General features: G+C 69.4%; 10 protein-coding genes and 2 rRNA genes. 6 read left to right on the forward strand and 6 right to left on the reverse strand.

The genetic code is table 11. The features are described from left to right. Positions 1-258 precede the first annotated feature (258 nt). The 3 genes from AC1AYP_RS10455 to AC1AYP_RS10465 form a co-directional block, all read right to left on the reverse strand. Positions 259-9,750: a fatty acid synthase subunit beta domain-containing protein gene (locus tag AC1AYP_RS10455; protein ID WP_476547824.1), complete on the reverse strand. Its 9,492-nt coding sequence runs from the start codon at positions 9,748-9,750 to the stop codon at positions 259-261. 129 nt (positions 9,751-9,879) lie between these two features. Then, positions 9,880-11,502 carry an acyl-CoA carboxylase subunit beta gene (locus AC1AYP_RS10460; protein ID WP_476533105.1) on the reverse strand — a complete coding sequence of 541 codons (1,623 nt, stop codon included), beginning with the start codon at positions 11,500-11,502 and terminating at the stop codon, positions 9,880-9,882. Beyond that, positions 11,499-13,379: an acetyl/propionyl/methylcrotonyl-CoA carboxylase subunit alpha gene (locus tag AC1AYP_RS10465; protein ID WP_476547826.1), complete on the reverse strand. Its 1,881-nt coding sequence runs from the start codon at positions 13,377-13,379 to the stop codon at positions 11,499-11,501. Before AC1AYP_RS10465 ends, AC1AYP_RS10460 begins: the two co-directional genes overlap by 4 nt. 255 nt (positions 13,380-13,634) lie before the next feature. On the opposite strand from AC1AYP_RS10465, the gene AC1AYP_RS10470 reads away from it, so the two are divergent. Next, on the forward strand, positions 13,635-14,243 hold the full coding sequence (locus AC1AYP_RS10470) for a biotin transporter BioY (RefSeq protein ID WP_476502864.1): 609 nt from the start codon (positions 13,635-13,637) through the stop codon (positions 14,241-14,243). 202 nt (positions 14,244-14,445) lie between these two features. Here AC1AYP_RS10470 and AC1AYP_RS10475 read toward each other — a convergent pair whose 3' ends face one another. After that, positions 14,446-15,327 carry a biotin--[acetyl-CoA-carboxylase] ligase gene (locus tag AC1AYP_RS10475; RefSeq protein ID WP_476502865.1) on the reverse strand — a complete coding sequence of 294 codons (882 nt, stop codon included), beginning with the start codon at positions 15,325-15,327 and terminating at the stop codon, positions 14,446-14,448. A 175-nt stretch (positions 15,328-15,502) separates the two neighbouring features. Here AC1AYP_RS10475 and AC1AYP_RS10480 point away from each other — a divergent pair, with 175 nt between their 5' ends. The 5 genes from AC1AYP_RS10480 to AC1AYP_RS10500 all read left to right on the forward strand — a co-directional run bounded on the left by AC1AYP_RS10480 (position 15,503) and on the right by AC1AYP_RS10500 (position 22,025). After that, complete coding sequence (locus tag AC1AYP_RS10480; RefSeq protein ID WP_476547828.1) at positions 15,503-17,752, forward strand: DUF6020 family protein; 2,250 nt, start codon at positions 15,503-15,505, stop codon at positions 17,750-17,752. Positions 17,753-17,930: 178 nt separating this feature from the next. Continuing rightward, positions 17,931-19,136, forward strand: a complete 1,206-nt coding sequence (locus AC1AYP_RS10485; protein WP_476547830.1) for a hypothetical protein — start codon at positions 17,931-17,933, stop codon at positions 19,134-19,136. 4 nt (positions 19,137-19,140) lie between these two features. Further along, positions 19,141-19,818 carry an ATP-binding cassette domain-containing protein gene (locus AC1AYP_RS10490; RefSeq protein WP_476547832.1) on the forward strand — a complete coding sequence of 226 codons (678 nt, stop codon included), beginning with the start codon at positions 19,141-19,143 and terminating at the stop codon, positions 19,816-19,818. Further along, a complete protein-coding gene (locus AC1AYP_RS10495; protein WP_476547833.1) occupies positions 19,815-21,041 on the forward strand; it encodes a hypothetical protein in 1,227 nt (408 codons plus the stop codon). Before AC1AYP_RS10490 ends, AC1AYP_RS10495 begins: the two co-directional genes overlap by 4 nt. Before the next feature lie 126 nt (positions 21,042-21,167). Further along, positions 21,168-22,025, forward strand: a complete 858-nt coding sequence (locus AC1AYP_RS10500) for a PucR family transcriptional regulator (RefSeq protein WP_476547835.1) — start codon at positions 21,168-21,170, stop codon at positions 22,023-22,025. Positions 22,026-22,334: 309 nt separating this feature from the next. Here the strand turns inward: AC1AYP_RS10500 and rrf are convergent. Both rrf and AC1AYP_RS10510 read right to left on the reverse strand, forming a co-directional pair. Next, a 5S ribosomal RNA gene (gene rrf / locus AC1AYP_RS10505) occupies positions 22,335-22,451 on the reverse strand. A 155-nt stretch (positions 22,452-22,606) separates the two neighbouring features. Next, positions 22,607-22,732, reverse strand: a 23S ribosomal RNA gene (locus AC1AYP_RS10510); the annotation flags it as partial.

A 22,732-nucleotide genomic window follows, 5' to 3' on the forward strand; every position in this document is an offset into this window, starting at 1 on the left:
CGCCAAGCCGGCGCGCCGCGGCCTTATAGCCATGGCCCTCATGGAAGACACCAACGACGAGCCGCATGAAACCATCGTCATAACGACGCCTGCGATTCCCGGACATGAGAAACCGCACCTCCAATCATCGAATCCGAATTACTTCAGTCCAACAATCAGGGTGCGGTTCAGTCAGAGGGGGCCGATCACGACGGCTGGGCACGATGTCGACGCGACGCCGTCCGGCCCCTCGCCAAGGGGCCGGACGGCGTCACCGAATCACGCCTCGAAGTAGCCGGAGGCGTTCAGGCGGGCGTCCGGGTCGAGCAGCATGGCCTTCTCGACCTCATGGGCGTCGTAGCGGCCGCCGCCCGCGAGCTTCACGCCGTCCTCGCGGAAGCGGCGGTTGTCGATCGGCTCGTAGAGCGCGGCGCGGCCCATCATACCCTCCTCGAGTCGGCGCTGGCCGGCGGCGAGACGGGCGTTCGCGCGTTCACGCCACGCCTCGAGCGCGGCCTCGCCGTCCGCCTTCGCGACGGACGCCTCGAACGCGCCGGGGTGCACGAGCGCCACGAAGCCGGAGACGTGGCCGAAGCCGAGCGACGTGGCGAGTCCGGCCTTGACCGGCTGGCCGGCCGCGGAACGGCCGAACACGTCCTCGCCGCCGCCGATGCGCAGCGGCTTCCTCAGCCAGGTCATGTGGTCGTCCTTCGCGAGCTTCGGGTCGACGCAGTCGAGCGCCGCGTTCGCCGGGATGACGCCGGAGGCGAACAGCTGCGTCAGGCCGTTGACCTGGAAGATGCAGGCACCGCCCTTCGCGTGTCCGGTGACGGTCTTCTGCGAAATGACGAACAGCGGGTTGCCGTCGGTGCGGCCGATGGCGTGCGCCAGCGTGTTGTGCAGTTCGGACTCGTTCGGATCGTTCGCGTTGGTGGACGTGTCGTGCTTGGAGACCACGGCGATGTCGTCCGGCGTGACGCCGAGCTTGGCGAGGTCGTGGACCAGCTTCGAGTCACGTCCGCCGAGGCCCGCCGCCAGGGCGCCGAGGCCCGGGGCCGGGATCGACGTGTGGGCGCCGTCCGCGTAGGAGTGAATGAAGCCGATCACGCCGGCGACCGGCAGACCCAGCTTCAACGCGATGTCGCCTCGCGTGAGCAGGATCGTGCCGCCGCCCTGGGACTCCAGGAAGCCGCCGCGGCGACGGTCGTTCGCGCGGCTGAAGAAGCGCGCGTCGATGCCCTTGCCGTACATCTCGGCGGAGTTGGCGGTCGCGTTCATGTTGCCGAATCCGATCACCGACTCCACGCCGATGTCGTCGATCGCGCCGGTGACGACGAAGTCGGCCTTGCCGAGCGCGATCTTGTCGGCGCCCTCCTCCAGCGACACCGCGGCGGTGGCGCAGGCGGAGACCGGCTGGATCATGTTGCCGTAGCCGCCGATGTAGCTCTGCATGACGTGCGCGGCGACGACGTTCGGCAACGCCTCCTGCAGGATGTCCGTCGGAATCTCGTGGTTGAGGAAGCGGTCGAGGTAGAGCTTGCGCATCGAGGCCATGCCGCCGAAGCCGGTGCCCTGCGTGGAGGCGACAAGCGACGGGTGGATCGCCTGGAGGATCTCCGCCGGGTTGAATCCGGCCGACAGGTACGCGTCCACGGTGGTGACGATGTTCCACAGCGCGATGCGGTCCACGTCGCCGACCATCGAGGCGGGGATGCCCCACTTAACCGGGTCGAAGCCCTTCGGGAACTGGCCGCCGACCGTGCGGGTCATGGCGGCGCGGCGCGGCACGCGAATCATCGAGCCGGCGTGGCGGGTCACGTTCCATTCGCCGGACTCGTCGTCGCGGGCGATGGACGTGTGGGCCTCGTCGAGCTTGACGTATTCGCGGGCGACCTGCTCGGTGGGCACGGAGAAGGTGACGTCATGGTCGAGGTAGACCTCGGCCTCCTCCTCGTCGGCGCCGTCCTTGTAGTCGTCGCCCATGCCCTCCTCGAACGGGCGGATGCCGGAGCGGGCCACGACCTCGTCGTGGTAGCGGTCGGCGATGTCCTCCTCGGGCACGAGGTTGCCGTCGGTGTCGTACCAGCCGGGCTTCGGGCTGTCGGCCCACGTGAGCAGGCCCATGTTCCACGCGAGCTCGAGCACGGCGCCGGCGTTGAGGTCGACGGTGCCGTCCGGGTGGATGCCGAGTTCGGCCTGGGCGCGCGTGCGGCCGGAGCCCCACGGCCCCAGTTCGCCGACGGACACGATGACGATCTCGTCCTCCGGACGGGCGGTCACGCCCTCCCAGTCGGCGAGGTCCACGTGCGGCTGGTGCGGGACGTGCGGCGTGGGCAGCGCCTTGATCCGCTGCCCACGGGGCGCGGTCTCTCCCTCAGTCGCGCTGCGCGCGCCAGCTCCCTCATCAGAGGGAGCCGAGACGGAGGCCGCGGCGTCGGCCTCCGCCTCCGCCCTCAGCGCCTTGATGTCGATCGGCTCGGAGCCGAGACCGCCGGTCAGGTCCACGTCGAGCGGCGCCTCGGCGGCCGCCTTGCGCGAGTCGGCGGTGCACAGGTCGAGCAGTTTGACCGCGATCTGCGCGGTGGAGTACGTGTGGATGCCGTGACGTTCGACGACGGCGACGAGCGGGTCGTTGCCGCCCATCAGACCGGTGCCGCGCACCCAGCCGATCTTCGGGTGGGCGAAGGTGACACGGTCCGACCAGGCGTCGCGTTCGGCGCGGGCGCGGTTGACGATCGCATCGAACGCGGACTTGACCTCGCCGTACGCGCCGTCGCCGCCGAACACGCCGCGGTTCGGAGAGCCGGGCAGCACCACGTGCAGCTTGTGCTGCACGTCGGTGTCGGCGCCGATCTTCGCCAGTCCGGCGATCGCGCGCTCGACGCCCCACAGCATGAGGCGGGCCTGCGATTCGAACAGTTCGCCGGAGTCGGCGAGCGTGCCGTGCACCGGCGGGGCGGCGAACGGGAAGAACAGGGTCGGCTCGTAGGCGGGCTTGAGGATCGTGGTGGTCGCACCGGTCGTCTTCTTCTGGACGTGACCCACCCAGTCCACGAGCGCGTCCACGTCACGGAAGCTGGACAGGTTCGCGGGCACGAGCCACAGCTTGGCGTCGCCGGTGGCGTGCTCACGGTACGCCTGGCGGCCCCACGCCTTGATGGACGGCCTGAAGCTGTGCGAGGTGGCGATCACGGTGGCGCCGCCGGCGAGCAGGCCCTCGACCACCTGGGCGGCGATCGAGTTCGGGCTCACGCCGGTGACCACGGCCACGTCGCCCGCGAAGCGGGAGGCCTGCGCGTCGGACGAGGCCGGCTCGAGCGCCTCGGAGGCGATGCGGTCGAACGCGGACTTGAGCGTCTCGTCATCGGCCTTCGCCGCGAACCACCGGGCTTCGGCGGCGACGGCCTTACCGAGGCCGATGAAGCTGCCGGCGAGCGCGTCCACGTCGCCTTCGTAGTAGGCGCGGGCGAGGTCCTCGCGGGCGGAGGCCCAACGGTCGTCGAAGAGGATGGCCTTGTTCGCGTCGAAGCGCGGCTCGACCTGCTTGGGCCAGTCGGAGCCGAGTTCGGCGCTGACGGCCGCGACCACGGCCGCGTTCTCGTCCTCGCCGGTCTCGGGCGCCGGGGCGGCCACGCCGAGCTCGTTCAGCACGAACCGTGCGGTGGCGGCGAGCACGCCGTTGGCGCCGGTGACCTTCTCGGCGAACGCGTCGAGCGCGGCGGAGTCGACCACGGCACCGCCCGCGGCACCGCCGGCGGACGGCTTGGAGACGGCCACGCCCTTGGTCTGTCCGACGAGGGCGACCGCGTCGTCGATGAGCTTGTCGGCGGCGGCCGCGTTGGCGGCGGCGCCGGTCGGCAGCTTGGCGAGGTCGCCGCCGCGCGAGCTGGAGCCCTCGCGGGTGTCGAGCAGGAGCGCGGCGGTCGTGGCGGCCACCCAGCCTTCGCCGAGCTGCCACACGCCGGTCACGCGTTCGCGGATGTGCGCCGGCTTGACGCCGGCCGCGCCGAACAGGGCACGCAGACGGTCGCGGATCGCGTCGGAGAGGACCGGACCGAACGGCTTGTAGTTCGGGGCGGCCTTGTTCACGATCTGGGCGAGCTGGGTGAGCGTCGCCTCGGCGGCGCCGTCCACGCTGGCCACGCCCAGCTCGGAGCTGATGTCCATGAGCAGCTGGTTGCGGCGGGAGGACACGCCGTTGGTGAGCGTGTCGGTGGTGTCGGAGGCGCCGATCTGGTCGAGGCGCACCTTGGCCGAGTACGCCATGAGCACGCCGATCGCGTCGGCGGCCTTGAACGGCAGGTCGGGCGCGTCCGCACCGGATGCCCCCTCAGCCGGCTGCGCCGGCAGCTCCCCCGATGACGGGGGCGCAGGGACGGCGGGAGCCGAAGTCGGGGCCGGAGCGGCGGCACCCGCGGCAGGAGCCGGAGCCGCGCCGGAGCCGAGCTTGGCGACGGCGGAGCCGCCGGCCGGGGCCGCCTCGACGGCGGCCGAAGCGGCCGGAGCGCTCTCCGGCTCCTCCTCGGGCACGAGGCTGTCCGAATCGGTCATGTACACACGGCCTTCGTCGCGGCCCACGTTGTAGACGGTGACGTCGGTGCCGGCGAACTCGGGCAGACGCAGGGTCTTGGCACCGAGGTTGGCGAGAGTCGGCGCGTTGCCGAGGCCGACCTCCACGTACTCCTCCACGCCGAGACCGCCCTGCGCGGCCTTGTGGAAGAGCAGCGACTGGGTCTCGATCCAGCGCACCGGGGAGGCGAACTGCCAGGAGAGCAGTTCGGTGAGCAGCAGGCGGCCGAGCTTCTGGTCGTCGGCGGCGTAGGAGTCCCACACGGCCGGGTCCTCCAGTGCCTCGCGGATGCGCTCGGAGGGCACGACCTCGAGGATCTTCGCCGCGAACTCCTTGGTCATTTCGAACGGCGTGGCCACGAGGTTCGGGATGTAGCGGTCGACGAGGCGGCCACGGTAGTCGATGTGTGCGGGAAGCAGCGCGTCGAGCTTGTCACGGAACTCCGGCACGCCCTTGCGCAGCAGCGTGGAGTGGAACGGCACGTCGATGCCGGGCACGAGCATGAACGCCGGCTTGCCGCCCGCCTCCTTGGCGCGGCGGTTCGCGTCGGCCTGCAACGCCTTGAGGCCCGCGATCGTGCCGGCGACCGCGTACTGCGCGCCGGCCAGGTTGTAGTTGACGATCTGCAGGAACTCGCCGGTCTTCTCGGACACGGATTCGACGTACGCCTTCACTTGCGAGTCGCCCACGCCGAACTGGTTCGGGCGCAGCGCGCCCATGCGGTAGTTGGAGCGGCCCTGCGCGTCGCGCGGGATGAGGTGGTGCATCGTGGAGCCGCGGTGGAACACGAGTTCGAGCACGGTCTCCAGCGGGATCACGCCGGCGAACGCGGACAGCGCGTTGTATTCGCCGAGCGAGTGGCCGGCGAAGTAGGCGGGCCAGATGTCGCTGCCGGATTCGCGCAGGCGCGCGGTCTGCGCGAACGCGACGGTGGCGAGCGCGACCTGCGTGAACTGCGTGAGGTTGAGCAGGCCTTCCGGATGGCGGTAGGTGACGCCGTTGGCGGTGAGCTCCTTGGGGTTGTCGCGCACGAGGGCGAGGATCGAGAATCCGAGCTTGGAGCGGGTGAGCCTGTCGGCGCGCTCCCACACATCGCGGGCGGCGGGCGACTTGGCGCGCTCGTCCAACACCATGCCCTGCTTCTGGATGCCCTGACCAGGGTAGACGAACGCGGCCTCGGGCGCGCGCACCAGCGCGGTGCCGCGGGAGACGAGCTGGCCGTCGATGCGGCAGGTGACCTCGAGGGCCATGCCGCCGTGGCGCACCTTGCCGACGCGTTCGACGGAGATCTCGACCTCGTCGTTCAGCTGGACCATGCCGTACATGTTGTAGGTCCAGCCGGCGATCTCGTAGTGGGCGCCCTTCTCGTCGGCCGCCTGCACCGCGTGCTGGGCGGTGGCGGACAGCCACATGCCGTGCACGAGCGGCGCGGCGAGGCCGGAGATCGCGGCGCCGCGCTTGGAGGTGTGGATCGGGTTGAAGTCGCCGGAGGTGCGGGCGAACGCGGTCATGTCGTTCGGCGCGGTCACCTTGACGCGGCGCAGCAGACGCCTCGGCGTGGATTCGATCTCGTCGTGCTTCGCATCGCCGAACTCCGGGGAGTCGACGGGCAGCGCGTCGGAGTAGACGCGGCCGCGGATCGCGAAGCGTTCGGTCTCGCGGGCGAGCAGCGTGCCGTCGGCGGCGGTGTGGGTCACGTGGATGGTGACGACGCGGCCGGACGCGGACTCGAAGTAGTCCTCGGCCCAGGAGGTCAGCGTGACGGTCTCGCCGACGTGCTTGAGCAGTTCGTCCTCGGTCTCCTCGAGTTCGATGAGATGGTCGAGGTGGACGGCGTTGAGCAGACCCTCGATGACCGGGTATCCGTTCACGGACACGGAGCCGAGCGCCGCGTAGATCGCCGGCCAGGCGGGGCCGACGAGCGCGTCCGGCGCGATGCGGGAGGCGCGCAGCGTACCCGGCAGGGCGCCGCCGGTAGCCGCCTCGTGGTCGTAGCCGAGGTTCGCGGAGAACGTGTACCGCGCGGTCGCGATGCCGAACGGACGGTCGGCGTCGCGCGTGCCGTCGATCTCCGGCATCGCGGTCAGCTTGTCGCCGGTGATGGCGGTGTTGCCGATGCCGGCGGTGGCGGCGAGCATCGCGTACACGTCCGGGATCAGCCGTTCGCGGTTGACGATCGGCATGCCGCCGGTCGCGTCGGTCGGCACGGTGAGCGGGATGACGATGTCGCGCACGGCGTGCTTCGACTTGCCGCCGTCCGGATCGTCGTCCCAATACGTGTCGAGATGGATGTCGAGGTCGTATTCGCCGTTCGCGGCATCCACGGCGCGGATCTCGTAGTCCTTGTCGCCGAGCTTGGTGCCGTAGGCCGGGTTGTCGGTCACGTGGCCCACCCAGGAGATGTTCGGCGACTTGCGGATGAAGTCCTCGGCGTTCCCGGCCTCGCCAAGCGTCGCGTACGCGGTCTCGGAAACGGCGCCGGACTCCTTCGCGCGTTCCAGCGCGGCGGCCTCGAAACGGCCGAGGATGTCGGCCACCGGCTCGTCGACGGTGGTGATGCCGGCCACGGAGATCGGACCGGGGATGACGCGCACGGAATCCGCGGAATAACGCGGATCCTCGGACTGCCAGAGCTGATCCTGGCCCCACCAGCGCAGCAGATCGTTGTCGATGACCGGCACGAACGGCATCGGCTTCGGGTATTCGCGCACGAGCACCGGGAACCACGCCTCATCGGCCGGAGTGACCGTGAGCTCGGCGGCCTGCGGGTAGGCGGCGGCCAGCGCCTCGAGCGCGGGCGCCGGATCGGCAATCACGTCGTCGCGGGTCACGTCGAGCTTCGAATCGAACTCGCCGGAATCCACGTCGGCCACACGCGCCTCGATGCGGTGGAGCAGATGCAGGAAACGGTCGGCGTACGTGTCGTCCACCCACGGGTAGGCGAGGTCGGCGAACCGCTGCGCCCACTGAAGGTAGGTCATCGAGGCCAGATCGCCGAAGTACGGCTTGGCGGTGCGGTCCAGCGCGGCGATGATCTCGTCGCGGCGGGACTCGAGCTCCTCGGGGTGCTTCATGACGCGCACGAGCAGACGGCCGCACACGGCGGAGGCGTTCTCCACCTCGTAGATGTCGGCGTGCAGGTGGCTCAGACCGGACGCGACACCGCCCACAGACTTGCCGGACGGCACCCAGCGCTCGCCGGCGGGGGCGAACGGGTCGTCGGCCGCGCCGGACGCGGCGACGGTCTCGGCGGTGATGCCGGGGGTCTTGACGAGCAGCTGCTTGACCTCGGGGCTGGTGTGCGCCTCCTTGGCGGTCATGACGGCGGTGCCGACGAGCACGCCATCGACCGGCATGTCGGGCAGGCCGTAGGCGCGCGACCACTGGCCGGACAGGTAGTCGGCGGCGCGTTCCGGCGTGCCGATGCCGCCGCCGGCGACGAGCACGAGGTTGTCGCAGGCGCGCACTTCGGCGTAGGTGGAGGTGAGCAGGTCGTCGAGCGACTCCCAGCTGTGGTGGCCGCCGGCGGCGCCGCCTTCGACCTGCATGAGGATGACGGTCGGGGCGACGGCCTTGGCGATGCGGATCACCTGACGGATCTGGTCGACGGTGCCGGGCTTGAAGCTCACGTACGGCAGGCCGTCCTTCTTGAGCTGCGCGACCAACGCCACGGCCTCGTCGAGCTCGGGCACGCCGGCGGAGACGACGACGCCGTCGATCGGCGCGCCGGACGCGCGCTTCTTCGGCACGATGCGGGAGGAGCCGAACTGGAGGTTCCACAGGTAACGGTCCATGAACATGGCGTTGAACTCGACGGTGCGGCCTTCGTCGAGCAGCTCCTCGAGCTTGGCGACGTGACGGTCGAACACCTCGGCGGTGACCTGGCCGCCGCCGGCGAGCTCCGCCCAGTAGCCGGCGTTCGCGGCCGCGGCGACGATCTCCGGGTCGACGGTGGTGGGGGTCATGCCGGGCAGCAGCACCGGCGGCTTGCCGGTGAGCTCGGAGAACTTGGTGACGAGGCGGTCGCCGGCGGGCGTGTGCGCCACGCGCGGGGCGAACGCCTTCCAGTTCTGGGTGCGCAGCGTCTCGGCCTCGGCCGGGTCGAGCGTGGAGAGGGCGGCGCGCTCGGCGAGCGTGGTCGCTTCGACGACGCCCACGCCGGTGCCTTCGACCACGTTGCCGATGAGCTTGCCGAGCGTGGAGCCCGGGCCCATGTCCACGATCCACAGTTTGGCCGGGTCGGTGTCGGTCAGGGCCTCGCGCACGCGGGCGGCCCAATCCACATGGTTGAGCAGCACCTCCTCGGCGAGCGCGCGGGCGCGGTCGGTGTCGAAGCCGCAGGCCTCGGCCCAGGCGATCGTCTGGTCGACGGCGGGCTTCATGAGCGGGGAGTGGAACGGCAGAGTCACGTCGAGGTACTCGAGCACGGGCGCGAACACGGCGCCGCCGCGCACCTTCTCCTCGCGCAGGGCGGCCTGCTTCTTGTGCTCCTTGGAGACTTCGACGGCGAAGGCGGCGAGGTCGTCCGGGAAGCCGGAGATCACGTGGTGGTCGTCCGAGTTGGTCACGGCGATGGCGATCGGTCCGCGCGGGTTGTTGACGCGGGCAGCGAGCGTCTCGACCTGGGCGCGGGTGGCGCCGCGCACCGACAGCATCGGCGTGGCCTCGCCGTGCAGCGGGTTCAGGGCGAGTTCGCGGGCGGCGCGCGTGCCGGCGGCGCCGATCAGGGCGGCGGTGGCGAGGATCTCGTCGATCTGGTCGCGGGCGGCTTCGATGGAGCCGGTCCGTTCGATGGCCTTGGCCATGTGGACGGCGAGCACGCCCTGCGAGTGGCCGAGCACGGCGGCCGGCTTGGCGGCGGGCAGCGTGTAGCCGAGGTGTTCGAGGTCGATGAGCGCGCCGAGCTGGGTGAGGGCGATGCCTTCGACGGAGGCGGTGGCGTCGGCGGCCGCGCCGAGGCGGGCCGGGTTCGGCGTGAAGCCGAACAGGTCGACCGGGCGGCCGGTGGTGGCGAGCAGGTCGGCGTTCACCGGCGTGAGCTTCGTGTAGGCGGCGTCGACGTGCGCGTGCAGCGCCTCGGCGAGCGTCGGATCGGTGGTCTGGTCGGCGAGCGCGACCGGCCACGGCGTGGACTGGCCCGCGAAGGCGAGCGCGTGCGGCGTCTCGCCTGCGGCGAGCTGGTCGAGGAAGAATGTGCTCATTGGTGTTCCTTGTCTGTTGTTGCGTTACGTAAGTCTGTGGTTACGTTCTGTTATGCGGATGGCTCCGTCGTCGGACAGTCCACTGGACTGTCCTCCTCCTCGCGCTGATCGGTCTGCCGAGCGGACCGATCAGAGCGGCTGGTTGCCGTGGTGCTTGTCGTTCGCGCGGACGCGGCGTTTGGTGGCGAGCGTGCCGAGCGAGGCGACGATCGCCTCGCGCGTCTGCTCGGGGTCGATCATCGCGTCGATCTGCCCGAGTTCGAGCGAGAGGTTCGCGTTGACGGTGGTCTCCTCGTAGTCGGCGATGTACTTCGCGCGCAGCGCCTCCACGTCCCTGCCGGACGCCTTGGCCTTGGCGAGGTCGTGGCGGTGGATGATGTTCACCGCGCCGGCCGCGCCGAGCACCGCGATCTGCGAGCTCGGCCAGGCGAAGTTCATGTCGGCGCCGATGGCCTTCGATCCCATCACGATGTACGCGCCGCCGAACGCCTTGCGCAGCACGACGGTGACGAGCGGCACCTGCGCGTTCGCGTACGCGTAGATGACCTTCGCGCCGCGGCGGATGATGCCCGCATGCTCCTGTTCGGCGCCGGGCTTGTAGCCGGGCGTGTCCACGAGGGTGACGACGGGCAGGTTGAACGCGTCGCACAGGCGCACGAACCGGGCGATCTTCTCGGACGAGTCCACGTCGAGGATGCCGGCGTTCACGTTCGGCTGGTTCGCGACGATGCCGACCGGGCGGCCTTCGACGCACGCGAAGCCGACGAGCGCGGACGCGGCGAACAGTTCGTGCACCTGCACGAACTCGCCGTAGTCGACGATGCAGCGGATCACGTCGAGCATGTCGTACGGCTGGCGGTCGTTGTCGGGCACGAGCGTAGCGAGCCGTTTCGCGGTCTCGCGTTCGGCGCGCGTGGCGGCGTACGCGTAGACCGGCGGCTGTTCGTCGCAGTTGGACGGCAGGTAGGCGAGCACGGTGCGCGCGTAGTCGATCGCGTCGGATTCGTCGGCGCCGAGGTAGTGCGCGACGCCCGACTTGCGGTTGTGGACCTCGCCGCCGCCCAGGTCGGCCATCGAGATGGTCTCGCCGGTCGCGGCCTTGACGACGTCCGGTCCGGTGACGAACATATCGGAGTTCTCGCGCGTCATGATGATGAGGTCCGTCAGGGCCGGACAGTAGACGGCACCGCCCGCGCACGGGCCGAGGATCAGCGAGATCTGCGGCACGTAGCCGCTCGCCTCGCACGTCTTGCGGAAGATGCGCCCGTACTGGGTGAGCGCGGCGACGCCTTCCTGGATGCGCGCGCCGCCGGAGTCGACGATTGCGACGATCGGCACCTTGAGCGCGATGGCCATGTCCATGAGATGGCAGATCTTCTCGCCTTCCGCGGTGCCGAGCGTGCCGCCTTTGACGGAGAAGTCCTGAGCGTAGACGGCGACCTTGCGCCCGTAGACGAGGCCGAAGCCGGTGATGACGGCCGCACCGGCCTTCCCGGCGTTGATGTCGCCGCCCTGGAAGCGGCCGATCTCCTCGAAGGTTCCGGTGTCGAACAGCAGGTCGAGGCGTTCGCGCGCCGTCTTCTTGTGCTTGGCGTGCTGCTTGTCGCGCGCGCGGTTCTCGGCGTCGCGCGCGAGTTCGGCGGCCTTGACGACGGCTGCGCGCAGCGGCTGGCGGCCGTCGCCGGCGCCGCCCTGTCCGGCGGCCTGTTTCACGGCGTCGCGCACGGCGGGCATCTCCACGATGTCGGTCATTCCGTGGCCTCCTTCCCGTTGTCCTCGGCGTCGCCGGCCGAGCCGGACGCCCCAACCACGTCCAGCGTGACCAGCGTGTCGCCGGCTTCGACGCCGTCGGCCGGGCCGACGAAGATCTTCTTCACCGTGCCCGCGGCCGGCGCGTACACGTAGTTCTCCATCTTCATCGATTCGAGCACGACGATCAGGTCGCCCTTCGCGACCTCCTGGCCCTCCGCCACGTTGACGCGCGTGACGACGGCCTGCATCGGCGAGGCGATGACGCCGGACTTCGCGCCGTCGTCGATCGGTCCGCGTGCGACGGATCCGGCGTGCGAGCCGGATCCGCGCAGCGGCTGCGTGGGTCGTTTCGCGCCGCGTGCGCGCGCGCCGCCGGTCAGGTTCTCGACGACGTCGAGCGGCACGGTGAGCTTGACGCGACGATCGTTCATCTCGATGACGAACGTCTCGGAGGCGACCTTCGCGTCCGCGCCGGGCGCGCCGGCGAACGACGCCGGCTGCCCGCCGCGCGCCGCGTTCGCCTCGCGGTTCAGGTACGTGCGTTCCAGCCATTTCGTGCTCACGTCGAACGCGTGGCCGTGCTCGGCGGTGAACGCGTCGTCGCGGAAGATCTCCTTGAACAGCGGAATCGGCGTCGGCACGCCCTCGATGACCATCTCGTCGAGCACACGGCGCACGCGCGCCACGGCGGCGGCGCGGTCCTGCGCGGTGACGACGACCTTGCCCATCATCGAATCGAATTTCGGCGACACCGTGTCGCCCTGCGTGACGCCCGTGTCGATGCGCACGCCGGGGCCGGACGGCCACACGATGCGCTCCAGCATGCCGGAGGACGGCGTGAGGTTCGTGGCCGGATCCTCGGAGGTGATGCGCAGTTCGAAGCTGTGGCCGCGCGGTTCGGGCGCGGGTGTGAGCTCGCCGCCGGCGGCGATGTTGAGCTGCTCGCGCACGAGGTCGAGGCCGCTGACCTCCTCGGAGACGGTGTGTTCGACCTGCAGTCGCGGGTTCACTTCAAGGAAGTAGACCTTGCCGTTCGGCGTGACCATGAACTCGCAGGTGCCGAGTCCCGTGTAGCCGACGGTGGTGAACAGGCGGCGGGAGTATTCGACGAGCGTCTCGGTCACCTTATCCGTCAGGAACGGCGCGGGCGCCTCCTCGACGAGCTTCTGGTTGCGCCGCTGCAGCGAGCAGTCGCGCGTCGAGTAGACGGTGAAGTTGCCGTGGCTGTCGCGGCCGGACTGGGTCTCGACGTGGCGCGCCTTGTCGATGAACTTCTCGATGAAGTACTCGTCGAGGTCGCCGCCTTCGAGCGCGTCGTGGTTCGTGTAGAAGCGGCGCAGCTCCTCGTCGTCGCGCACGACGGTGATGCCGTGTCCGCCGCCGCCGTCGGTGCGCTTCATCATGATCGGGTAGCCGTGCGTGTGCGCGAAGTCGAGCAGCGTGCGGATGTCCTTGACCGATTCGGACAGGCCGGGCACGGGCGGCACCTTGGCGCGCAGCGCGACGCGGCGCGCGGTGATCTTGTCGCCGAGTTCGGTGAGCGCGGTGTGGTGCGGCCCCACCCAGATCGCGCCGGCCTCCTCGACCTTGGCGGCGAAGGACGGCACTTCGGACAGGAAGCCGTAGCCGGGGTGGACGGCGTCCGCGCCGGAGCGCTTCAGGATGTCGATGAGCCGGTCCTCGTTGAGATACGTGTCCTGGTAGGTGTCGCCGGGCAGCAGGTACGCCTCGTCGGCGAGCGACACGTATTGCGACTCGCGGTCCTGTTCGGCGTAGACGGCCACCGTGGCGATGCCCATCTCACGCGCGGTGCGGACCACGCGCATGGCGATTTCGCCGCGGTTGGCGATAAGTAGTTTCTTGACGGATTGCCCCATGACGTCAGATTCTGCTCTTCAAAACTGACGGTTTCAATCGAAACGTCCACAAAACCCGGCGCGGACTTTTGTCACCTTCCACAAACGTCACCGTAGCTTGACGGTTCTATCCTCGATGTCAACGCCGGCGGAGAGCCGCGGCATCCCGTATTCGTTTCGGGCCGCGACCGTAACGCCGGGAAGGCCGCGGACCATCCGGCGGCCGGGCGGAATCCCTCGTTCGGATCCGCGTTTTCACGAGAAGGGAATCATCTCATGCAGTCCAACACCCCTACGCCCGCCGCGCAATCGTCCGCCGCCAAGTCCGTCTCCATCGCGCGCCGCGTCGCCGCCGTCTCCTGGAAGCCGGTGCTGTTCGCCGTGCTCATGTGGGTCTCCGCCGCCGCGGGCGAGATTCCGATTCCGGGCACGCCGGTGCCGATCACGCTGCAGACGTTCGTCGTGATGCTCGCCGGCCTCATGCTCACGTGGCGTCAGGCGGGCGCCGCGGTCGCCACGTATCTCGCGGCCGGCGCCGCGGGCCTGCCGGTGTTCGCCGGCGGCACCTCCACGATGGCGCTCGTCGGCCCGAGCGCGGGCTTCCTGCTCGGCTTCCTGCCGGGCGTGGTCGTCATCGCGTGGCTCAAGGGCAAGGCTGGCGAACATGGCGTCAAGGCGACGCTCCTCGGCGCGCTGCGCTACTTCGCGGCCGCGTTCCTCGGCGGCGTCGTGGCCGTCTACGCGTTCGGATTCCTCATCCAGTCCGCGCTGACCGGCGCGCCGATCGCGGCCGTCGCCATCGCCTCGATGGGCTTCGTGATCGGCGACATCGTCAAGGCCGCCGTTGCCTCCCTCGTCGCCGCCGGCCTCGCCAAGCTCCGCTGACACCCATTGGCATCGGCCCCCTCTGACGAGGGGGCTCCCGGCGAAGCCGGGTGGGGGAGAGACCGCGGCCGCAGGCTGGAGGAAACGGAATCGGCCGTAGGCCGATGCGATATCCCCGCGGCCTACGGCCTCTCCTCTGCTCTCCCCCAGTCTCACTACGTTCGACAGCCCCCTCGTCAGAGGGGGCCTAGTCATATACCGCTTACTGCAGCAAGCCCACTTCGCTGGCGAGGAGGGCACGCACCTCGCCGTCCTCGGTGCGCACGCTGATCGACGCGTCATCGTTCAACGCGACCACTTCGCCGCGCACGGCGCTGCCGTCGATGAGCTGCGCGTCGACGGTGCGCCCCATCATCCAGCACACGTGTCGCATCTCGGCGCGCAACCGTCCCGACTGCACGAGCGGCGCGGCGACGAACGCCTCCAACCGCGACCGCATCGACTCGACGAACCGCGCGATGATGAGGTCGCGCAATCCGTCGACCGGCGGCAGCGGCCCCACGTTCATCTGCAACGACGTGGCCTGAGCCGTGGGCAGATGGTCGGCCGGCATGAACAGGTTCAATCCCGCGCTGAACACGATGGCCTTGTGTTCGGAATCCCCGTGCAGCGGCATCACCTCGGCGACCGTGCCGCCCAGCTTCAACCCGTGGCAGTACAGGTCGTTCGGCCATTTGAGCTGGAAGCCGCACTCATCGTCGTACGGGCGGGCGCCGCAGTCGTCGACCGCGCCCTCCAGCGCGTCCAACAGGGACAGCTCGGCGATCATCGCCAGCCACCCGTTGACCATCTCGTCGTCCGCGACCGTCTCGGGAATCACGCTCACGAACGTCGCCGCCAACGATTTGCCCGGCGCCGTGATCCACTGGCGTCCGAACCTGACCAGCGCGTTGCTCAGATAATCGGCGGTGATCACGGTGACCGGCAGCTCGCCCTCACCGCGCTCCAACACGATTTCGCCGCGTTCGAGCATGCGCCGGGCCTCGGCGTGCGTCGAATCCATATCCGCGACCGATACGACCTTGTCCGCGATGCGCCTCGTATGCTCCAGCTCCGATGCTGCGACCTTCAACAGTGAAATCATGCCCACCACCATACGCCCCGCCTATCCCAAACCCTCCCGCCTCGCCCGCCTCCCTCTGACGAGGGAGGTGCCGGCGCAGCCGGCGGAGGGAGAGACGGTCGGCGCAACCGGCGGAGGGAGAGACGGTCGGCGCAGCCGACCGAGCGAGGTGACCGCGACGCTAGAATACTGCCCTATGAGCGATGTCACAGCGAATCCCCCTTCCCCGGCCGAATCGGCGACGTCCCGAACCCACGCATCCGCGGGATCGGCGGGCACGTCGTACCGCCCCATCGACCGCATCGGCGCCGTGGCGCGGTGGGCGCTGGCCGTGGCGGCGGTGCTGTGGCTCTCCTGGTGCACGGCCGTCGGCCCGTTGTACTGGGCGGATTCCTCGATCGCCGCGTTCCATTGGCTGAACGCGCTGTACGGTGTCCTCGCCTTCGTCATCTATATGGCCATCATCGTCGCGCTGGTGCGCGTGGGCAGGAGGGAGCCGCTGCTCGGCTGGCGCACGGACCGCGCGACCGGCGAGCGCACGCCGCGCCGCATCCTGCCGTTGCGTCGGCGCAATCGTCCCGACGTTCCCACCGACGTGACGTCCGCAACCGCGCCGACCACCCGTCGCGCGCGATGGTGCGCCCGTGTGCGCACCATCGCGGCGCACGCCCGGGCGTTCCTCTCCCGCTGGATCGTGCGTCTCACCGACCGGCGCTGGAAGCTGTGGACCGTCTTCCTCGTCGGCTGGCTGTGGGCGCCGACCACGTTGCTCGCCGCGTTCGGCGCGGACCTGCGCAGCCAGGCGCGCGAGTTCAGTTGGGCGTGGAACCAGTGGACCGGATTGAAGCAACCGTACATCGGCTTCTTCTCGTTCGCCCCGATGGACATCTACCCGACCGCCCACTACCTGTGGCCCGCCGACCCGACGTATCTGACCGACCAGCACAACATCGTGCTCACCCTCTTCTACGGGTCGACGATGGCCGCGAGCCGGTATCTGACCGGGTCGAACGACTGGGGCGTGATCGCGCTCGCCGCCGCCCAATTCCTGTTCGCCGTCTGCTGCACGGCGGCGACCGCGCACCGCTTCCTCAATCTGCCGTGGATGCGCCGCACCGACGTGCGCACGGCCCGGCGCGACTTCGCGCATCCGGAGCGCGGCAGCCGATTCCGTCCGCGCGCGTTCGCCCGCCCCGAGCGCGGCGTGCGCCCCGCGCTGCCGCCCGAGGCGGCGCATGCGGGCGTGCGGCTCGCGGTGGTCGTGTTCTTCCTCGTCTGCCCGCTGGCCGTGTTCTCGACGATCTCGCTGACGAAATCCCCGCTGTTCGCGTTCGCGTTCCTCTGGGCGTTCGGCTTCTGGTACGAGCTCCACGCCCTCGCCGACGCCTCACGAACCGGCGCTCCCCGTTCCCCCCGGAATGCCGCCTCGTCCCCCCGCTCCCCCCGGGAGAGGGAGCTGGCCGCCACAGGCGGACTGAGGGGGTCCCGCAAGCCCCTTATCCTCTGTCTCCCCCGCCGCACGCTCGTCGCGTTCGCCGCGGCGAACGCCGTCATGCTGATCTCCGCGAAATACGCGTGGTACGTGCTGCTCTTCGAGTTCGTGCTCGCCATCGCCGCCGACCGCCGCCGCTGGGCCACCTACGTGATCGCTATCCTCCTGCCGACGATCCTCATCCACGGCGGTATCTCGATGGCGATCTCGTCGGGCGCGATCATCGGCGGCGACCCGATTGAAAGCCACGGCGTGCAGTTGCAGATGATCGCCCGCGTCGCCGAACGCGCTCCGGAGACGATCCCGGAATCGGCGCGCAAGGAGCTCGCCCCCGTCTTCAACCTCGATCAGATGGCCGACGCGTATTTCCCGCAGGACGCGGACCCGGTGAAATCCTCCGGCATCCAGTCGAAGAAGGTGAGCTACCGCTGGCGTTCCGTCAAACCCGACGACATGAAGAGCTTCAACAAGGCGTGGCTCGAGATCGTCAAGGCGAACCCGGTGGTGGCGATGGACGCGCTGATGGCGAAATGCTACGGCTACTTCGACATCGCGGACCTGCCGTACGTGTCGATGAACTACTACGTGGACAGCGACTACGTGCAGAAGAACTCGACGTGGCTCAAATACGTCAACCACGCCTGGCGCGAGCGCGTGGCCACGTTCGCCGACTCGTGGGGCGCGATCCCGGTGCTCGGCTGGGTGACGCACGGCAACTTCTATGTGATCCTGACGTTGCTCATCGGCGCGGCCGAGGTGATCCTGAAACGGTGGCGCTCGCTCGCCTGGCATCTGCCGCTGCTGCTGCTCATGGGCGTGATGATCACCGCGCCGGCGAACAACTTCGAACGCCACATGCTCCCCGTCGCCTTCTGCTTCGCCTTCCTCTGCCTCACCTTCCGAAGGGATTCGCGCGACACGGATGGCGGCAAGACCGTCGGAGCCCGCCCATAGGCATACAGCCGTGCGCCGGGCTCCGCCCTTCCACCGTCCCCGATCATGCGGATTCATCCCGATCAGATGTCGATGTCATCCTCCGGATGACAGGTTCTCTCCCACAACCTACTGGAACGCCATACAGTGGAAACGTCACACGGACGTGACGGATACACGGCGAGGGAGAAGATTCGCGATGCGCAGGAAAACGATCTCCAAGACCTCCAAGACCTCCTCCGCCACCACGTCCAAGCCCGCCCGCACCGGCGTCACCGTCTCCGTGATCGTCCTGCTGGCGGCGCTGCTGCTGTCGACGGGAGTGGCCGGCGGGTTCCTGCTCACCCGCTCGCGCATCCCCCAATCGTTGGAATCCTCCACGCCGGCCGGTTCGATGACGGTCGCATCCACCCGGTTCGACGATTCCCGTTCCGTCCAGCTCACGCTGACGCTCGGCGCCTCCGCGACCGTCACCTCGCCCGTGTCCGGCACGGTCACCTCGTCGGATTGCGCGGCGAACGCGACCGTCGCATCGGGCAGCACCCCGCTCGCCGTGGACGCCGTCCCCCTGCTCGCGCTCAACACCGCCACCCCGCCGTACCGTCGTCTCGCGAGCGGCACGCAGGGACCGGACGCCCGCGCGTTGAACGACGCGTTGCGCGCGCTCGGCTACGCCGCCCCCGATTCCGACTGGTTCGTCTGGGATTCAATCGTCGCCTACAACGCGCTCGCCGGCAATGTGGGCGCGCGCCGCATCACCAAGGACGACGGCTGGGCCATCGACCCCTCGTTCTTCATCTGGCTGCCAGCCGCCGCCGTGACCGTCGCCGACTGCCGGATCGCGGTCGGCCGGCAGGCCATGCAGGGCGCGGACCTGTTCGCCACGTCCGGCGCGCCCGTCAAAGCCACGTTGCCCGCGTCCCAGTCCGGCGCACAATCGGCGCAATCCGCGCAATCGTCGGATGCGGTCACCGGCGACCGCATCCTCACCGTGAACGGCCAGGACTTCCCCGTCGCCGCCGGTACCACCGAAATCACCGACGTGGCGGCGCTCGCCGCGATCGCCGCCAGCACCGAATACCGTCTCGCCTCGCTCGGCGGCGGTTCCGGCAGCACCGGCGCATCCGGCACCAGTTCCGGCGGCGGCACCGGAACCGGCGAAGGCGGCACGCTCCAGGTCTCGTTCACGTGGCGTCTCGCGAATCCGATCGAATCGATCACCGTGCCGCCGTCCGCGCTCTACCGCACGTCGGGCGTCACCGCGTGCGTGATCGTCAAGGGCGAGCCCACACCGGTCACGATCATCGCCTCGCAGCTCGGCAAGACGATGGTCTCGCCCGACGGCGTCGACCCGTTCACCACGGTCGACGTCGCCCCCACCACCAGCAAGCCGTGCCGGGAGTAACGCCATGAACACCGACACCGTCATTCCGGCCGATTCCGTCACCGCAGCCGACACCGCCGACACCGCTGCCGCCAAGCGCGTCGTCCTCACCGACGTGGGCCACACCTTCGACCCGACCGGCGAGGACATGCTCTTCCGGCATCTCACCGTCACGCTGCTTCCCCGGCACGTGTACGCGCTCACCGGCCCGTCCGGTTCCGGCAAGTCGACGCTGCTGTCGATCATCGCCGGCTGGACCGCGCCCGCGCAGGGCACGGTGGAGCGCATCGGCTGCGACCGCGTCAACTGGGTGCTGCAGAATCCGCACGGCGTGGCCAACCGCACCTCCCTCGACCATGTGGCGCTCCCGTTCATCGCACGCGGCGAAAGCCGCCATGACGCCGAATCGCATGCATTGGACCTGCTCCATGCGTTCGGTCTCACGCGGCTCGCCTTCAAGCCGTTCAGCGACCTGTCCGGCGGCGAGGCGCAGCGGCTCATGCTCGCCCGCGGTGTGGCCAGCGGCGCCGACCTGATGCTCGTCGACGAGCCGACCGCGCAGCTCGACCTCACCACCGCCGCCACGGTGAACGAGCGCCTTCACGCGCTGTCGCTCGGCGGCGCGATCGTCGTGGTCGCCACGCACGATCCGCGCACACGCGACGCGTGCACCGACCTCATCGACCTCGGCGATTGGCAATGACCGGCCGTGACCGGCAGCAGAAGGGCATCATCATGAACCAGCCGAAGCAGCCACGACGACAGCCGCGACGACAATTGCGGAAGCAGCACGAACCGTCCCATCCCCGCATGCGCCTCGCCGGAGTCCTCGACGAGGCCGTGCGCAATCTCGCAACCGGCACGTCGCACGCGTGCGGGATGGCCCTGACGCTCGCCTTCCTGCTGCTCCTGTGCGCGGGCGCCGACCTCATGGCGATCACGAAGATCCAGCGCGAGGCGGACACGTTCGTCGCCGCGGGCGGTTCCACCACCGTCATCACATATACGGGCCGCATCGACGGCACCGCGTGCGACCGTCTCGCCTCGCTCGACGGCGTCATCGCGGCCGGCGCGACGCGCGCCTCGCAGACGAAACTCACGTTCGCCGCGTTGCCGTCGACCGGCGTGCCCACGTATGAGGCGACGCCGGGCGCGATCGGCGTGTTCCGCAACAGCACGGCGAACGCGCGCGAAGCGAGACCCACGACGTTGAACGACGTGAACGGCGTATGGCTGTCGGGCGAGGCGGCGGCGCCGCTCGCCGCCCACGCCGGCAGCCGTCTCGCGTTGCGCGACGAGCGGACGCTCGACGTCGCCGGCGTCTACGACTGGCCGGACGACGGGCGGCAGAGCGGCTACTCGTATGCGGCGGTCACGCCCGTCCCCGCGGGGTACGGCGGCCTGTTCGACCAGTGTTGGGTGAAATCGTGGCCGGTCCCGGAGAACATCGAATCGTTGCTGCGCGTCACGACGGTCGGCGATGCGACGGGCACGCAGGAACGTCCGATGGTCTCGCAATTGAACACGTCGCGCGGACGCACGTTCGACGCGACCGCGATGTACCGCGAACGGCTCACCGTATGGGCGCCAATCGTGGCCGGCATGGGCGCGCTGCTCGCCGGATTCGTCTCTATATGGCGGCGACGATTGGAGCTCGCGTCCGCATTGCACTGCGGCGTGCCGAAACCGGCGATGGTCGTGCAGACCCTCGTCGAAACGGCTGCGTGGGCGTCCGCCGCGACGCTGATGAGCGTGGTGGAGTTCGCCTGGACATGGCTGGAGAACACGCGCACCGACGCGGCGGTGCTCACCACGGCATTGTTGCGCGTGCCGGCCGCCGGGTATGCGGGCGTGATGACGGGTGCGCTGATCGGTGCGCTCCTGATTCGCGAACGCCATCTGTTCCGCTACTTCAAGACCCGCTGATCGCCGATTCCCCTGCTCCCCCTTGAGGAATCGGCGATTCCCTCTGCTCCCCCTGTGAGGGGGAGCTGTCGGCCAAAGGCCGACTGAGGGGGTCTGCGCCACGCCCGCACTCACTACACTGGAGATATGACTGATTTCCTGGACCTGCTGACGAGCGCCGCCGAAGCCGACGATGGTGACGGTTCGGCCCGCGCCCGCGTGGAGCGCGTCGCGTTCGAATCCCTGACGTCCGGATTGTCCGACGATCGCGTCGCGTCGCTGCTGCGTGTGCTCGGTTTCGACGGCGGATTCGCGTGTTTCGCGATCGCGGGACGCCCGGCGGCCACCGTCGAGGCGACGATGCGCGGCGTGACGAAGGCGGTCGTCGATTTGGGCGGCGGCCTGCCGCTGGTCGGCGTGCGCGACGGCGTGGTCGCCGCGCTGATTCGCGTGGAGGCGGCGGTCAGCCCCGACGTGACGTGCACGGCGGTCGTGGGCGCGTTCGACGTGATGGTGACGCCGTTGTGCCTCGGACCGGTGCGTCACGGCGTCTCCGGCGCGAAGGCGACGTTGATCGCCGCGTTGACGACGTTGCGCGCGGCACCCGCGCTGGTCGTCGGGCATGGTGCGGGCGCGGCGGCCGCCAAGGATTCCGGTGCGACGACGCTCGCGCGCAAACGGATGCTCACACCATTGCGTGCCGAGGATGCACTGCCGGAGCGCGCGCTACTCGGCGACGATGATGCGCGGCGCGAACTCGTGGATGTGGTGTATGGTTCGCTGGCCGGTCACGGCGCGGATGATCCGACGATGATGACGGTGTCCACGTTCCTCTCGTCCGGAGGATCATTGGAGACGACGGCGCGCACGCTCAACGTGCATCCGAACACAGTGCGCTACCGTCTCAAGCGCGCCGCCGATACGACCGGCTGGGACGCGACGAACCCGCGCGAAGCATACGTGCTGACCACCGCCATAGCCTTAGGGCGTATCAGCGCCGCGTGATTGATAGGCTAAGCCCTACTTCGTTCGCATAAGCCCCCTCTGACGAGGGGGCTGTCCGCGTCAGCGGACTGGGGGAGAGAAAACGAGCGGCCGCAGGCCGCGGGAAAATCGTATCGGCCGAAGGCCGATTCAGTTTCCCGCGGCCTGCGGCCGCCGGCTCCCTCTGAAGGGGGCGCATGCCTTGCCCTTGCTCCCCCTCAAAGGGGGAGCTGCCCGCGAGGCGGGCTGAGGGGGTGATGGCGTGTGTCTGTAGATATGCGAGGGCCCTTGGGAGCTGTTGCTCGACCAAGGGCCTTTCTTATCGTGTGGATGCGGCGGCGTGCTACTCTCCCACACTCTCTCGGGTGCAGTACCATCGCCGTGCCAGGTCTTAGCTTCCGGGTTCGGAATGGGACCGGGCGTCTCTCCTGGGCTATGACCGCCGCAAATCTTCTCTTATCAGGGATGTTCCTCCCCGGATGCTGGTGGTTCGGGGACCGGATGGTGGACGCTGTTGATCGCTTGGGTTGTGACGTCACGGTTGCTCCGTGTCGCGTGCATTCGCAGAAGAGGTTGATGCCGTCCCCTACAGGAGGGGATGAATGTGTGTCGCGCTTCCCCGTTAGTACCGGTCGGCTCCACCCCTCGCGGGGCTTCCACGTCCGGCCTATCGACCACGTGTTCTTCATGGGGGGTCTCAGGAACCGTGGTTCCCTGGGAATACTTAT

Source organism: Bifidobacterium sp. LH_424, from assembly GCF_056356895.1.

What these genes read in the sequence shown, in the direction of transcription:
- AC1AYP_RS10455 (WP_476547824.1), bottom strand. Translation starts at nt 9,750, where the DNA reads ATGAGCACATTCTTCCTCGACCAGCTCGCCGCAGGCGAGACGCCGCAC.
- AC1AYP_RS10460 (WP_476533105.1), bottom strand. Translation starts at nt 11,502, where the DNA reads ATGACCGACATCGTGGAGATGCCCGCCGTGCGCGACGCCGTGAAACAG.
- AC1AYP_RS10465 (WP_476547826.1), bottom strand. Translation starts at nt 13,379, where the DNA reads ATGGGGCAATCCGTCAAGAAACTACTTATCGCCAACCGCGGCGAAATC.
- AC1AYP_RS10470 (WP_476502864.1), top strand. Translation starts at nt 13,635, where the DNA reads ATGCAGTCCAACACCCCTACGCCCGCCGCGCAATCGTCCGCCGCCAAG.
- AC1AYP_RS10475 (WP_476502865.1), bottom strand. Translation starts at nt 15,327, where the DNA reads ATGATTTCACTGTTGAAGGTCGCAGCATCGGAGCTGGAGCATACGAGG.
- AC1AYP_RS10480 (WP_476547828.1), top strand. Translation starts at nt 15,503, where the DNA reads ATGAGCGATGTCACAGCGAATCCCCCTTCCCCGGCCGAATCGGCGACG.
- AC1AYP_RS10485 (WP_476547830.1), top strand. Translation starts at nt 17,931, where the DNA reads ATGCGCAGGAAAACGATCTCCAAGACCTCCAAGACCTCCTCCGCCACC.
- AC1AYP_RS10490 (WP_476547832.1), top strand. Translation starts at nt 19,141, where the DNA reads ATGAACACCGACACCGTCATTCCGGCCGATTCCGTCACCGCAGCCGAC.
- AC1AYP_RS10495 (WP_476547833.1), top strand. Translation starts at nt 19,815, where the DNA reads ATGACCGGCCGTGACCGGCAGCAGAAGGGCATCATCATGAACCAGCCG.
- AC1AYP_RS10500 (WP_476547835.1), top strand. Translation starts at nt 21,168, where the DNA reads ATGACTGATTTCCTGGACCTGCTGACGAGCGCCGCCGAAGCCGACGAT.